Source organism: Snodgrassella sp. W8158 (genome assembly GCF_016100435.1).
Lineage (GTDB): Bacteria > Pseudomonadota > Gammaproteobacteria > Burkholderiales > Neisseriaceae > Snodgrassella > Snodgrassella alvi.
Genome location: NZ_JACFSM010000001.1, coordinates 177,619 through 192,075, shown reverse-complemented (window position 1 = coordinate 192,075; position 14,457 = coordinate 177,619). Strand labels below are relative to the sequence as shown.

Here is a 14,457-nt window from a genome sequence, read left to right as displayed (position 1 = left end):
AAAAGTTTATTTACAATTCAGTTGTACGTCTTCATCATAACGTTTAATCAGCGCATCGCGATTATTGGTACGCAGACTGTCAGCCATTTGGCGGTTCATCTTCGAAGTTTTGCAGGCGGCTTCACGGTTTTTCTTGTTTTGTTCTTCAATTTTTTTGTTCCGCTCATCTGTCAGCTTGTTATGTTCTTCAATTTTACGGTTAAGTTTTGCCTGCTGTTCTGTTATTGAATCAGAACTGGCTTCAGCATTAGGCTGAGGTGCTGCCACAGGCGTGGCAACCTGTGTGCGCACATTAAAACGCTGAGTTTTAGCAGGTGAAAGATTTACTGGGGTGTCTGAGTATTCATTTACGCCTTTGTTATCACGCCATGTATATACCTCCACAGCACCTGCTATTAATGTGCTGCCCATCAGTACCATTGCCAGTGACATTTTCAGTATTTTGTGACGCATGTTTACTTTTCCTTGGGTTTGAAAATATATGTTTTGACTATTATACGATAAAAAAAACCAATGTTTGCCAATTGACCGGTTTATGTAAAAGTATATTTTGCGAGTGTGTCGTATATTTGTTAAAATTACCCGCCAATTTCCTTATCTGAATTTCTTCTCATCCTCTAAAAGAAGCCCTAAAATGCGTATAGTCGAAAAAGCTTACACTTTTGACGACGTGCTACTCGTACCTGCTCATTCTGAAGTACTGCCGCGCGACGTTATTCTGAAAACTCCGCTTACCCGCCGGATTAATCTGAATTTACCCCTGGTTTCAGCGGCGATGGATACGGTTACTGAGGCTAAGCTGGCTATTTCCATGGCTCAGGAAGGCGGTATTGGCATTATTCACAAAAACATGAGTGTTGAACGGCAGGCACGGGCCGTAGCCAATGTTAAACGATATGAAAGTGGGGTGGTCAAGGATCCGGTAACCATTACGCCTGATACGCTGATTAGCGATTTAATTGGTCCTGGGCGTAAATACAAAGCTTCCAGCTTACCGGTGCTGGAAAATGGTAAAGTTGTTGGTCTGGTCACTAACCGGGATTTACGTTTTGAACGTAATCTGCAGCAAAAAGTATCCAGCATTATGACCCCGCGTGAGCGTCTGGTTACGGTAAGTGAAACTACCAGTATTGATGATGCGCGTGAATTAATGCATACACATAAAATTGAGCGTGTGCTGGTAGTGAATGAAGACTGGGCGCTGAAAGGTCTGATTACGGTAAAAGACATATTAAAAAACACAGCTTTTCCTAATGCCAATAAAGACAGTGAAGGGCGGCTGAGAGTAGGTGCAGCAGTAGGAGTCGGAAAAGACACAGACGAGCGAGTAGCTGCACTGGTACAGGCCGGAGTAGATGTGCTGGTGGTGGATACAGCACATGGACACAGTCAGGGTGTAATAGAACGTGTACGCTGGGTAAAACAGCATTATCCGGATGTAGATGTCATTGGCGGTAATATAGCAACAGCCGCTGCTGCGCGTGATCTGGTTGCAGCCGGAGCGGATGCAGTTAAAGTCGGCATCGGGCCAGGTTCAATCTGTACAACCCGTATAGTAGCCGGTGTAGGTGTACCGCAGTTAACCGCTATTCATAATGTGGCTACAGAACTTGCCGGTACCGGTGTGCCGCTGATTGCTGACGGTGGTATACGCTTTTCAGGTGATCTGGCTAAAGCACTGGCAGCCGGCGCCTCTGCGGTAATGCTCGGCGGTATGTTCGCCGGTACTGAAGAAGCACCGGGCGAAATCGAGCTTTATCAGGGACGCTCTTATAAATCCTATCGCGGTATGGGCTCAATGGGTGCCATGAGCCAGGGCTCATCTGATCGTTATTTTCAGGATAATGTCTCCAGCGCTGATAAATATGTGCCGGAAGGCATCGAGGGACGGGTACCTTATAAAGGACCAATCAGTCAGATTATCCATCAGCTCGTAGGCGGATTACGCTCCAGTATGGGCTATCTGGGCTGTAAAACCATTCATGATATGCATGATAAGGCAGAATTTGTTGAAATTACCGCAGCGGGTATGAGTGAGTCGCATGTACACGATGTGCAAATCACCAAAGAAGCGCCGAATTATCATGTACGCTAAAATAGTGTTGTAAAATTTGCAGTCAGTCTAATGGGCAGCCGGCGGGCTGCTCAGCAGATTAATAAAAATTTTCTTTTTTATTTAGTAATATCTGCATTGCCAAAGTAGAGAAGATTAGCTAAAATGCATTGCTTTCATGGCAGTGTCGGATTTTATGTCTCTGCCATAATCAAGCACGTAGCTCACGCTTTTTGCGTGAAGTGGCGTGTTTTTTTTTGCCTGCAACTGGTAACTGGAAGCACGATTATTAATCCATAAAAAACAGATTGTCGTTATTGACGGTCTATTAAATACACAGGACTCATCCATGACTACAAGTGCAATTCTGGTGTTGGCTGACGGTTCCGTATTTCATGGTGTCAGCATTGGTGCAGCCGGGCAGGCAGTTGGTGAAGTAGTCTTCAATACCAGCATGACTGGCTATCAGGAAATCCTCACTGATCCGTCTTACACTCAGCAGATGGTGACTCTTACTTATCCGCATATCGGCAATACCGGTATCAATAGTGAAGACACTGAGAGTAAACAAATTTATGCTTCCGGGTTAATTATTCGCGACTTACCTTTATTGCACAGTAATTTTCGTGCGCAGGAAAACCTGTCCGATTATCTGAAACGTCAGCATACTGTGGCAATCGCAGATATTGATACCCGACGCCTTACCCGTTTGCTGCGGGATAAAGGTTCACAGGCCGGCTGTATTCTGACTGGCGCCGATGCAAATAAAGAACAGGCTCTGGAAATGGCACGTGCTTTTGGCAGCATGGCTGGAAAAGATTTGGCACGGGAAGTAAGCTGTTCTGCAAAATATGAATTTACTCAGGGTGAATGGCAGCTGGGGCAGGGTTATGTTCAGCCGCAAGAAGCCGGATATCATGTGGTTGCCTACGATTTCGGGGTAAAAACCAATATTTTGCGTATGCTGAGTGAACGCGGCTGCCGTCTGACTGTGGTTCCTGCTACTACACCGGCAGCTGAAGTACTGGCATTGAATCCTGACGGCGTATTTCTGTCTAACGGGCCGGGTGATCCGGAACCTTGTGATTATGCCATTAAAGCTATACAGGAAATTCTGGCACATAAACTACCACTATTCGGTATTTGTCTGGGACATCAGCTGCTTGGTCTGGCTTTAGGGGCGAAAACCCGCAAAATGCCTTTTGGTCATCACGGAGCCAATCATCCGGTACAGGATATGGATACTGGCCGGGTTGTGATTACCAGTCAGAATCATGGTTTTGAAGTAGACGCAGATACTTTACCGGAAAATGTTCGTATTACCCATAAATCGCTGTTTGACGGTTCACTACAAGGTATTAGCATGACCAGTCAGCCGGCTTTTTCATTTCAGGGACATCCGGAAGCCAGTCCGGGCCCGCACGACGTTGCTTACCTTTTTGACCGCTTTATCGAACATATGCAGGCGGCAAATAAAAATTAATTGCGTGATATTACGAACTACATTTATTGAGAATAGTAAAAAAGTACAGGAATCCCCATGTTTGGTATTACTGATCTGGGAACGTATATTGTCGGTGCCATAGCAATTGTTCTACTGCCGGGACCAAATTCAATGTATTGTCTGGCCATGGCTGGAAAATATGGAGCACGGGCTGCTTATTGTGCGGTTGCCGGAATATTTCTGGGTGATAGTATTTTGATGTTGCTTTCAGCTTCAGGTGCAACATCAATTATTAAAACCATACCTGCGTTGTTTTTAATACTGAAACTGGTCGGTGGCTTGTATTTGTTTTATCTGGGCTGGCAGTTGCTGCGTTCAGCTCTTAAGCAATGGAACAGACGTCAGCAGGCTGCTGCAGATGTTTTCAGACAATCGTTGTGTGAGCCGGCAGCAGCCAGTAAACCGCTTCCGGCACGTCATTACTTTCAGCATGCTTTGCTGCTCAGTTTGTTAAACCCGAAAGCAATTTTGTTTTTTCTGGCTTTTTTTGTTCAGTTTGTTGATCCGCATTACTCACATCCGGCATATAGTTTTTTACTGCTGGCTATTATTTTGCAAATTTTCAGCCTGACTTATCTAAGCGTACTGATATTCAGTGGCTTATCGCTGGTCAAGTGGTTTCGGCACTATCAGCGTCTGGCTGCCGGGGCAGTAGCCACAATCGGGCTGATGTTTATTGCGTTTGCACTGAAATTATGGACGGCAAGTATCGAATGACCGATTGACTGTCAGAAAATCAATCCTGCCGTACCGCTAAATTAACAGATAATTTTTGATAAAGGTATCAGTATGCCTAAGCGCACAGACTTAAAATCTATCCTAATTATTGGTGCCGGTCCTATTGTAATTGGTCAGGCATGCGAGTTTGACTACTCCGGAGCTCAGGCATGCAAGGCATTGCGTGAAGAGGGCTATAAAGTCATTCTGGTTAATTCCAATCCGGCTACGATTATGACAGATCCGGATATGGCTGATGTTACTTACATTGAGCCGATTATGTGGCAGACAGTGGCAAAAATTATTGAAAAAGAACGTCCCGATGCTATTTTGCCAACGATGGGCGGACAAACGGCACTCAACTGTGCTCTTGATCTGGCGCATAACGGTATTCTGAAAAAATATCAGGTAGAGCTGATTGGTGCATCCGAAGATGCAATTGATAAAGCAGAAGACCGCGGCCGTTTTAAAGAAGCAATGAATGAAATCGGTCTGCATACCCCGAAATCCTTTATTTGCCATAGCATGGAGCAGGCACTGGAGGCACAGGCGCAGGTTGGATTCCCTGCATTAATTCGCCCGTCTTTCACCATGGGCGGCAGTGGCGGCGGTATTGCCTACAATAAAGATGAATTTATTACTATTTGTGAACGTGGTTTCGATGCTTCACCTACTCATGAATTACTGGTCGAACAGTCTGTACTGGGTTGGAAAGAATATGAAATGGAAGTGGTGCGTGACCGTGCCGACAATTGCATTATTATCTGTTCAATAGAAAATTTTGATCCGTGCGGCGTACATACCGGTGATTCGATTACAGTAGCTCCGGCACAAACACTGACGGATAAAGAATATCAGCTGATGCGTGATGCTTCTCTGGCAGTGCTGCGTGAAATCGGTGTGGATACCGGTGGCTCTAATGTACAGTTTGCCGTTAATCCGCAAAACGGCGAAATGATTGTGATTGAAATGAATCCGCGTGTCAGCCGTTCTTCTGCTCTGGCTTCTAAAGCTACCGGTTTTCCGATTGCCAAAATCGCAGCTAAGCTGGCAATAGGCTATACACTGAATGAATTGCAAAATGATATAACCGGCGGACGCACACCAGCTTCCTTTGAGCCTTCCATTGATTATGTGGTAACTAAAGTTCCCCGTTTTGCCTTTGAAAAATTTCCGTCCGCAGATGATCGCCTGACGACACAGATGAAATCAGTTGGGGAAGTAATGGCTATCGGCCGTACATTTCAGGAGTCTGTCCATAAAGCTCTGCGCGGTCTGGAGGTTGGTCTGAGCGGCTTTGATTGCCGCAGCAGTGACCGTGCAGCCATTCAGCGTGAACTGGCTAATCCCGGTCCGGAACGGATACTGTATGTCGCTGATGCATTTCGTGCTGGCTTTTCATTAGAGGAAATCTATACAATTTGTGCTATTGATCCGTGGTTCCTGGCACAGATTGCTGATCTGGTTAGCGAAGAGCAGAAACTAACAGTGATCAGACTGGAAGATATCGATTACAGTTATCTGCGTAAACTCAAACGCAAAGGTTTTGCCGATAAACGGCTGGCGCAATTGCTTAATCTGGACGAAGCCAGTGTCAGACAGCATCGTTATGCCATGAATCTGCATCCGGTTTTTAAACGCGTAGATACCTGTGCAGCTGAATTTGCTACCGATACTGCCTATCTGTACTCAACTTATGAAGAAGAATGCGAAGCGGAACCGACACAGCGTAAAAAAATTATGATTCTTGGTGGCGGACCAAATCGTATTGGTCAGGGTATTGAGTTTGATTATTGCTGTGTACATGCTGCATTAGCATTGCGCGAATCCGGTTTTGAAACCATTATGGTGAACTGTAATCCTGAAACCGTTTCGACAGATTATGATACTTCTGACAGATTGTATTTCGAGCCGCTTACCCTTGAAGACGTACTGGAAATCTGTCATACCGAACAACCTGACGGTCTCATTGTGCATTATGGCGGTCAGACGCCTTTAAAACTGGCTAATGAACTGGTAGCTAATGGTGTTAATATTATCGGCACCTCTGCCGATGCCATTGATGCAGCAGAAGACCGTGAGCGTTTTCAGCAGATTCTGCATAAACTGGGATTGCGTCAGCCGGAAAACCGTACAGCACGTACCGAGGCAGAGGCACTGCAACTGGCTGAAGAAGTTGGCTATCCGTTAGTAGTACGTCCATCTTATGTACTTGGCGGACGAGCTATGCAGGTAGTGCATTCAGCTAATGAATTACAAACCTATATGCGCGAAGCTGTACAAGTATCCAATGATAGCCCGGTATTGCTGGATTACTTTCTCAGCCACGCTATTGAAGTAGATGTAGATTGTGTATGTGATGGAAAACAGGTGGTTATCGGCGGCATCATGCAGCATGTGGAACAGGCAGGTGTCCATAGTGGCGATTCAGCATGTTCCATTCCGCCTTATTCGCTAAGTGAAGATATTCAGAATGAAATTCGTCGTCAGACAGCAGCCATGGCAATGGCTTTAGATGTAATTGGTCTGATGAATGTGCAGTTTGCGGTACAGGATGATATCGTTTACGTACTTGAAGTCAATCCGCGTGCTTCACGTACTGTTCCATTTGTATCTAAAGCCACAAGTGTGTCTCTTGCTAAAATCGGAGCAAGGGTTATGGCCGGTATCTCATTGGCCGAACAGGGCTACACACAAGAAGTTATTCCTGAATTTTTTGCAGTTAAGGAAGCCGTATTTCCTTTCATTAAATTTCCCGGCGTAGATACCATTCTTGGGCCGGAAATGCGTTCTACCGGTGAAGTAATGGGTGTTGGTGAAACATTTGCCGAAGCATATTTAAAAGCCCAGCTCGGAGCAGGAGAACGTATGCCGACTATTGGCAAAGTGTTTCTGGCTGTACGTAATGAAGACAAACCTGCTGTTGTTCAGGTGGCAACCAATTTTCAGTCGCTCGGTTACGGACTATGTGCCACCCGCGGGACAGCAGCTTTCTTGGCTGAACACGGAATCAATGTGCAAGTGGTGAATAAGGTTACTGAAGGGCGCCCGCATATTGTTGATGCCATTAAAAACGGAGAGATTGCTCTGGTCGTTAATACTGTCAGCAGTGATGTACAGTCTATTAAAGACAGCCATTCAATTCGCCGCAGTGCACTGAATATGCGTATCCCTTTATATACCACCATCGCAGGTGCTTTAGCGATGAGTGAAGGAGTAAGCCGTTTATCCCGTACTGATGTTTACAGTATTCAGAATTTACATCAGCGCATAAAGACAGCACTGCAAAACTAATTATTTCAAGGTAAAAAGCTGCTGATTGTTAATAATGCAACCAGCAGCTTTTTTATTAATAAAAAAAACAAAAATTTACTTTGAAATCATTAGAAAGTAATAGCTTTAGTCTTTTACTAAATTCAAGTATGAACAAAGCCTGAAATCAAATTGCAGGCTTTGTTTTAAAGTACAGTTGTTAATTACCCCAGTATGCAGCTACAGTATTATGCTGATGAGGTAATATTGTCTGCTCAGGAGCCATAAAACCAGTTGTATTACCGACAGACATATCTGTCATTGCTGTAATCAGCCGATTTACCTGATTAGCAATCTTAGCTTCATGTGTACTGTTCGTGACAAAGTATCCAGTTTGGTTGATATTCTGTCCTTTATTACTATTTGTATAAAGACTCCTGTCACTGATTTCCGTAAATTTTTTGCGTTTAGTTAAAGTGTTAATCTGATTCAGCTTAAGCTCCTTACAATCTATGCTTTTATCTTCGAAATTAATAGTTTGTATAAGCTGTTTTTTGCCAAAAAAGTTTTTGATTAAAACTGAATCAGTATCAGAGTATCCGGAAATTATCAGATTAGACCCTTCTTTGCGATAAATGACTTCATCAGATCGAATATCAGTAAACTGGATGATATTTGTATCCTGTTCGAACTGATTACTTTCAACTATTGTATCATGACCATGACCACGGCTGATTACATAGGTATCATTGCCTATACCACCTTCCAGATAATCGTTACCCAAACCTCCTACAAGAATGTCGTTACCTTTACCTCCATATAAGTAATCATCCCCGATGCCTCCATTCAAATAATCATTACCCTGATCGCCATATAAACTATCATTACCGGCACCTCCCTCGATATAATCATCTCCGCCTTTGCCATGAATATGATTATTCAGATTGTTTCCAATAATAACGTTATTCTTATCATTTCCATAACTGGTTTTCTTTTCCGCAAAAATCGTATCAGCTGGTAAAATTTCAAACTCAATTTGCTGAATTGCCTGTTTACCGAATTCGTCAGTAGCGACTAACTGTACAGTAAACCAACCACTTTGAGATGGAGTACCACTTAGCTGATTAGTTATCGGATCAATAGTCAGCCAGCTGATATCATCTTTGGGGCTAACTGCTTTTAGAGTATATTGAAGTTTATCGCCGTCTTGGTCAGTAAATAGATGGTCGATTTTTCCAAAAGACCATGATTGTTTTGCAACCAGTCTTTGATCTTGTATATGTCCGACAGCTTCTGGTGTATGATTGGCTTGAATATTTAGGTAAAGCGGTATATGAGCACTTAAACCGCCAGTATCTGTTCCTGTAATCTGAATAATGAATTCACCATTTAAATCTGCATCAGGTGTACCATATAAGGTTTGAGTATGTTCATCATAATTTAGCCAGTCAGGCAAACCATCTACGCTAATAAAGATTTCATCTGATTGATTTGGATCTTTAAACAAATTGTATGGTAGCTGATAACTAAAGAAACGACCTCCTCGGGTATTCAAAGGATCAATATGCTGTGCTACTTCTGGGGTCAGATTACGTTCAGGTAGATTAATATCTAAATCACCATCATGATAATCATGAATAATAATACTTGAATTAAAATCACCAGTTATTATCAGATTACTGCCATTTTTTTGCAGTTTCAATTTCCCTGAATACCATACAGTGTCTTTTACTGCATCGATAGTCCATTTTAAATTATTTAGACGAACATTATCGATACTGATATAACCTAATCCGTCGCTGTCGGTAATATGATTAACAGATTCTCCTATTAAATCCGTATGAGAAAATACATAACCATCAATTCCTTTACCGCCATCAAGATAATTATTTCCTGTACCACCCATTAAAATGTCATTACCATCATTACCATATAGTTTATCGTCACCATCACCACCAATTAAAATATCACGACCATTGGCACCAAATAGTGAATCATTACCAAGACCACCATTAAGTACGGTGTCTTCATTACTGTAAGCATAAAGCTCGTCATCACCATCAGTACCGGTCTGGGTTAATTTTTTAATATCCTGCACATTTAACCGGGTACCATCTGCAAATTCAATGAAATCAACCCGATAATTTCCTTTTGCTTCATTCTGAAAATAATTCTGAACAGTAATACTGTTATCGTCCTGACGGGTTCTGATAACCAGATCATTGCCGGTACGCCGGAAAATTAAATCAGCCTGACTGATATTATCGGTAAAGCGGATAATATCTTCGCGATTACCGGATGAATCATAGTTATTAATAACATCATGACCGAAATTGCTGCCGAATATATAAATATCGGAACCGGAACCACCTTCCAGATAGTCATTTCCTGTGCCGCCGGTCAGAACATCATTACCGGCACCACCATAAATACGGTCGTTACCGTCGCCGCCAATCAATGTATCATTACCATTGGCACCAAATAGTGAATCATTACCGAGACCACCATTAAGTACGGTGTCTTCATTACTGTAAGCATAAAGCTCGTCATCACCATCAGTACCAGTCTGGGTTAATTTTTTAATATCCTGCACATTTAACCGAGTACCATCAGCAAATTCAATGAAATCAACCCGATAATTTCCTTTTGCTTCATTCTGAAAATAATTCTGAACAGTAATACTGTTATCGTCCTGACGGGTTCTGATAACCAGATCATTGCCGGTACGCCGGAAAATTAAATCAGCCTGACTGATATTATCGGTAAAGCGGATAATATCTTCGCGATTACCGGATGAATCATAGTTATTAATAACATCATGACCGAAATTGCTGCCGAATATATAAATATCGGAACCGGAACCACCTTCCAGATAGTCGTTTCCTGTGCCGCCGGTCAGAACATCATTACCGGCACCACCATAAATACGGTCGTTACCGTCGCCGCCAATCAATGTATCATTACCGTTTGCACCATAAAGCTGGTCATTGCCTTTCCCGCCATTCAAATATGTATCTTTTGTACCATATGCATACAACTCATCATCACCATCAGTTCCGGTTTGAGTAAGGGTACGAATATCTGAAATATCCAGCTGGCTGCCATCTGAGAATTTAATATAGTCTAGCTGATTTTCACCAGAAGCACGGAAGAAGTTGATAATTTGTAATGAATCAGCTGAATTTTTAGCCACAATATAAAAATCCAAACCCTTGCGATAATAGATAAAATCATCTTTTATCCAATTATTAAAGTATACAGTATTAATATCTTTACCTGAGGGATTGAATTCGAGTAACTTGTCGTTGCCAAAATTTTTGTCGAAGATGAATAGATCTGAGCCTTCACCACCTTCCAGATAATCATTACCGGTACCACCAATAATAATATCATCGTCATCGCCGCCATAAAGAATATCATTACCGGCACCACCGATTAATACATCATTACCAGCACCGCCATCAAGGTTATCATTACCATCTCCACCGTCAAGCAAGTCATCCCCGCCATGACCTTTCAAAGTATCATTGCCAGCAAGGCCCATCAGCGAATCATTTGATTCATAACCATGAATAATATCGTTATTATCTGTCGCCTGTAACAATAATGCTTTGATTTCCTCTACATTAAGCTGTTTTCCATCAGCAAATTCAATCAGATCAATTTCATATCCGCCGTGACCATCTTTAATGAAGAAATTTTCTATTTTAATTTGATCGGTAGTATTTCTGATTTTCAGGAATAAATCATTACCTTCGCGAACAAATATCACTTCACTTCTTAAAATACCGTCAGTAAAACGTATTTTATCTATTTTATCTGTACCGGTATCATGATTGTGAATAACATCCTGACCAAATCCGCGTGCGAATTCATAAATATCTGAGCCAGCACCTCCATCCAGGTCATCGTTGCCTATTCCGCCGATAAGAATATCATTACCGGCACCACCTTTAATAATATCTCTGCCATCACTCAGAAGATTGGTACCAATCAGAATATCGTCGCCATCACTGCCTGAGCATACACTCAGTTTATCCTGTGCCGTCTGCCCCAGATGATTACACCATTTTTCATATACACCATGAGTTTTAGCATAATTAATATACTGATTTAAAAGATTAAATCCTTCCGGCCAGAAACCATCGTACTGATAGGCAAGAAATTCTCCTAAGTCAACAAAAGCTTTTTCCGGATTATGCTGGAAAACCTGATTGAAAGCCGCAGTAGTATCTGAAAAATCTATAGATATCTGATCATTTTCTAATTTAAATGTTAGCTTCTCCAGATATGGTTTCAGACGTGTCTGGAATAGCAAACTTTCATACAGGCTATCACGGATACTGTTATAAGTATCATCAATAGTATCCAGAAGTTTCTGACGTTGCTTTGCGGTGCCTGCATAAAATAGTTTAGAAGATTCACCTGTAAAAGCATTCAGAATGTTCAGCTTATTGCTGTAAGTATCAAATTTTTTGAGCCATTCCGGATCTGCAACTTTTAAGCCACCTTCTTGTGAAGGTGTAAAACCTGAACCGCCACTATTTGAGCTAACTCTTATCCAGTCTGTACCCAGAGAATATTTAGCATTCTCATCAAACTGAGGATCGGATTTTGCCCATTCCAGCAATAATTTATCTAGTAAAGACAATTGTCCGGCCCGCGTTTCGGTATTCGAATAAGTATTTAAAAGCTCAGCGAGTTTATCTGAAAGCGCTGCTGCATCGCGTAAGTCACGCACCCGGCCTGTACCTTTTAAATTCGGTGCCTGTTTTTGCTGTTCTGTCAGTTTAACTTCTTCGGCATATTCACTGAAAACTGGCTTATGCTCAAAATTGACATCACCCATTTCATGGGTACGCCCGTCTGTAGTTTCATAACTTCCGATTTGCGCTAAAGTATTGCCGTTACCCAGATTAGTATTTGTATTTTTATTAGCCAGATTCAATGCTTTAACACCAACTTGTTCCAGCGTAAACAATTCATTAGTCTGGCTGATGCCGTCCTGATTCAGATCTCGCCATACACGTAACTGATTGAAATGTTTATCCTGCGCATCTACTCTACCATCACCATTACTGTCAAATTCACGTAATGCAGCATAACCGTCTTTTGCTTTAGTGCCGTCAGCCAGCAACGTACTGTCACCAAACAGTTCAGTACCGTCATTAATGATACCGTCACCATTACGGTCAACAACCAGCAGACCGTCATCAGCCTTTACCCAGCCGGTAGCCGTGCGGATACCATCTCCGTCATGATCGAAGACAGCCCCGTTTAATTTTCTGGAACCAACTGTTTCAATACCATCTCCGTCAAGATCCAGTACCAGAGGATCATAGATATAATACTTACCGTCACGATTCCAATTTAACCATTCTCTAGTATGTTCACATATCCAGTTTCCGAAATTAAAAGGATCTAGGGTAAAATGTTTATATCCGAAATAAAGATTACCTAAAGTTTGTACAAAACCGAGTGGATTTAATGCACCTAGATTATCAAGATTATGCCAGTCCAGTGCAGAACCGGGCCAATCTGAAGGTGTTAAAGATTCAGGATCAAAACGGGTAAAACCCTGTGCGTCTGATTTTAAAATTCCGTCTAATGAGACTTTTCCTGATTGTGCTATATTAGTCAGCAACACATCAGCCATATTATTAGAAAAATGGTTATAGTTCTTATCATCATACTTCGATAGTCTTGAGCGCATAATTACATCAGTAGCAAAGCGCAAAGCTTTATCAATAACATTATTCAAAAATCCGCCAGCTCCGCGGCTATTAGTAGCTACTGCCACGTCTAACCAAGTATTTAAGCCTGCAGCATCTGGATTACCCTGTGGTATAGTTGATTTTAAATATTCATATGCTTTTGAATAATTTGCATCCTCACCATTAGCTATTTTTTCTCTAATATCATTTAAAATTGATGTTAATTCTTTTTGTTGAGCTTCAGTTAAATCATAGGACGCATTTTCGGCTAAATATGCCTCTAAGTTTAAATATCCCTTAAAATCTTCACCTTTAGTAAAACAGTTCATAAGTTCTCCCAATTAATCAATTACTTTACTATGTTTTTGAATAAAATTAACAACACGATTATTATTTTTAACAAAATCTCTTACAATTTCTGGATGATCAAGTAGACTTTCATTATTTTTATATATATTTATTAAAGCATCGGCAAAATAGTTCTGATCGTCCGGTTTATTCTTCCCATGTAAATATCTTGAAGAATATATCGTATAACTTAAACCAAACTCTTCGTATAATACAGAATGTATATCAGTCTGATGTGGATAGGAATCATCTTTATTATTGGAATCAAAAGGCCAAAATTCAATGCTAATATCTTGTTGACTACTATCAGATTGATTAGCAAATATGGCTAATTTCCTATCAATGCCAGCACGATATAGTGCCAAATTATTTTTTTGTTCTTTAATAGAAAATCTAAAGTATTGCTGTTTTAACCAGTAATTTCCATATTCCAATTCAGTTTTGCCAACTATGGGAAACAATGGGAAAATACCTAATGTTGTAATTGGTTTAGAAAAATCAGGACATTGATAAATGGCTTCTTCATTATTAGGGAAATCGGAAAATGTAGGTAACTGGTACATAATGCTAACAGCAATTTCTTCAACCTTTCCATCAATAATTTGATGTTTCAGATTTGTACCAAAGAAACAGCGAGGAAGTGTAATTTCTAACTTTTTATCTGATACTTTTGACGGAATACGGACAGTAATCTCTGTGGTGTCTGTCATTATCTTTTGTTCCTCCAATTTTTTAATTTTGTCCTGTTCACTGTTGCCATTAAAGCAGCCGGTTAAGCATAAAAGCAGTATACAAAGCCAATATTTCATATTTTTCCTTGTACTGTCTGGTTTAAATATTTATTTAAAATTCCCCTTACTTTTGATAAA

General features: G+C 41.3%; 7 protein-coding genes. 4 read left to right on the top strand and 3 right to left on the bottom strand.

Annotated elements, in window-relative coordinates:
- Nucleotides 1–6 precede the first annotated feature (6 nt).
- Nucleotides 7–453 (bottom strand): DUF4124 domain-containing protein, encoded by a 447-nt coding sequence (locus tag H3V11_RS00795; protein WP_078474736.1) that lies wholly within the window; start codon nt 451–453, stop codon nt 7–9.
- Between the two features lie 181 nt (nt 454–634).
- On the opposite strand from H3V11_RS00795, the gene guaB reads away from it, so the two are divergent.
- The 4 genes from guaB (at nt 635) to carB (ending at nt 7,568) form a co-directional block, all read left to right on the top strand.
- Nucleotides 635–2,095 (top strand): IMP dehydrogenase, encoded by a 1,461-nt coding sequence (gene guaB / locus H3V11_RS00790; RefSeq protein ID WP_084564476.1) that lies wholly within the window; start codon nt 635–637, stop codon nt 2,093–2,095.
- A gap of 307 nt (nt 2,096–2,402) precedes the next feature.
- Entirely contained in the window at nt 2,403–3,536 is a 1,134-nt protein-coding gene (gene carA / locus H3V11_RS00785; protein WP_198223390.1) for a glutamine-hydrolyzing carbamoyl-phosphate synthase small subunit, read from the top strand.
- A gap of 57 nt (nt 3,537–3,593) precedes the next feature.
- The gene (gene leuE / locus H3V11_RS00780; RefSeq protein ID WP_198223389.1) at nt 3,594–4,274 is read left to right on the top strand and encodes a leucine efflux protein LeuE; all 681 of its coding nucleotides are present in this window, start codon (nt 3,594–3,596) and stop codon (nt 4,272–4,274) included.
- 72 nt (nt 4,275–4,346) lie between these two features.
- Nucleotides 4,347–7,568 (top strand): carbamoyl-phosphate synthase large subunit, encoded by a 3,222-nt coding sequence (carB, locus tag H3V11_RS00775; protein WP_198223388.1) that lies wholly within the window; start codon nt 4,347–4,349, stop codon nt 7,566–7,568.
- A gap of 178 nt (nt 7,569–7,746) precedes the next feature.
- Here the strand turns inward: carB and H3V11_RS00770 are convergent, their stop codons facing one another.
- Both H3V11_RS00770 and H3V11_RS00765 read right to left on the bottom strand, forming a co-directional pair.
- Nucleotides 7,747–13,569 carry a calcium-binding protein gene (locus H3V11_RS00770; RefSeq protein ID WP_198223387.1) on the bottom strand — a complete coding sequence of 1,941 codons (5,823 nt, stop codon included), beginning with the start codon at nt 13,567–13,569 and terminating at the stop codon, nt 7,747–7,749.
- A gap of 12 nt (nt 13,570–13,581) precedes the next feature.
- Nucleotides 13,582–14,397 carry a hypothetical protein gene (locus H3V11_RS00765; protein ID WP_078474742.1) on the bottom strand — a complete coding sequence of 272 codons (816 nt, stop codon included), beginning with the start codon at nt 14,395–14,397 and terminating at the stop codon, nt 13,582–13,584.
- Between the last annotated feature and the right edge of the window lie 60 nt (nt 14,398–14,457).

Coding starts and splice junctions, on each gene's coding strand:
- carB (WP_198223388.1), top strand. CDS start 4,347: ATGCCTAAGCGCACAGACTTAAAATCTATCCTAATTATTGGTGCCGGT.
- leuE (WP_198223389.1), top strand. CDS start 3,594: ATGTTTGGTATTACTGATCTGGGAACGTATATTGTCGGTGCCATAGCA.
- H3V11_RS00765 (WP_078474742.1), bottom strand. CDS start 14,397: ATGAAATATTGGCTTTGTATACTGCTTTTATGCTTAACCGGCTGCTTT.
- guaB (WP_084564476.1), top strand. CDS start 635: ATGCGTATAGTCGAAAAAGCTTACACTTTTGACGACGTGCTACTCGTA.
- carA (WP_198223390.1), top strand. CDS start 2,403: ATGACTACAAGTGCAATTCTGGTGTTGGCTGACGGTTCCGTATTTCAT.
- H3V11_RS00795 (WP_078474736.1), bottom strand. CDS start 453: ATGCGTCACAAAATACTGAAAATGTCACTGGCAATGGTACTGATGGGC.
- H3V11_RS00770 (WP_198223387.1), bottom strand. CDS start 13,569: ATGAACTGTTTTACTAAAGGTGAAGATTTTAAGGGATATTTAAACTTA.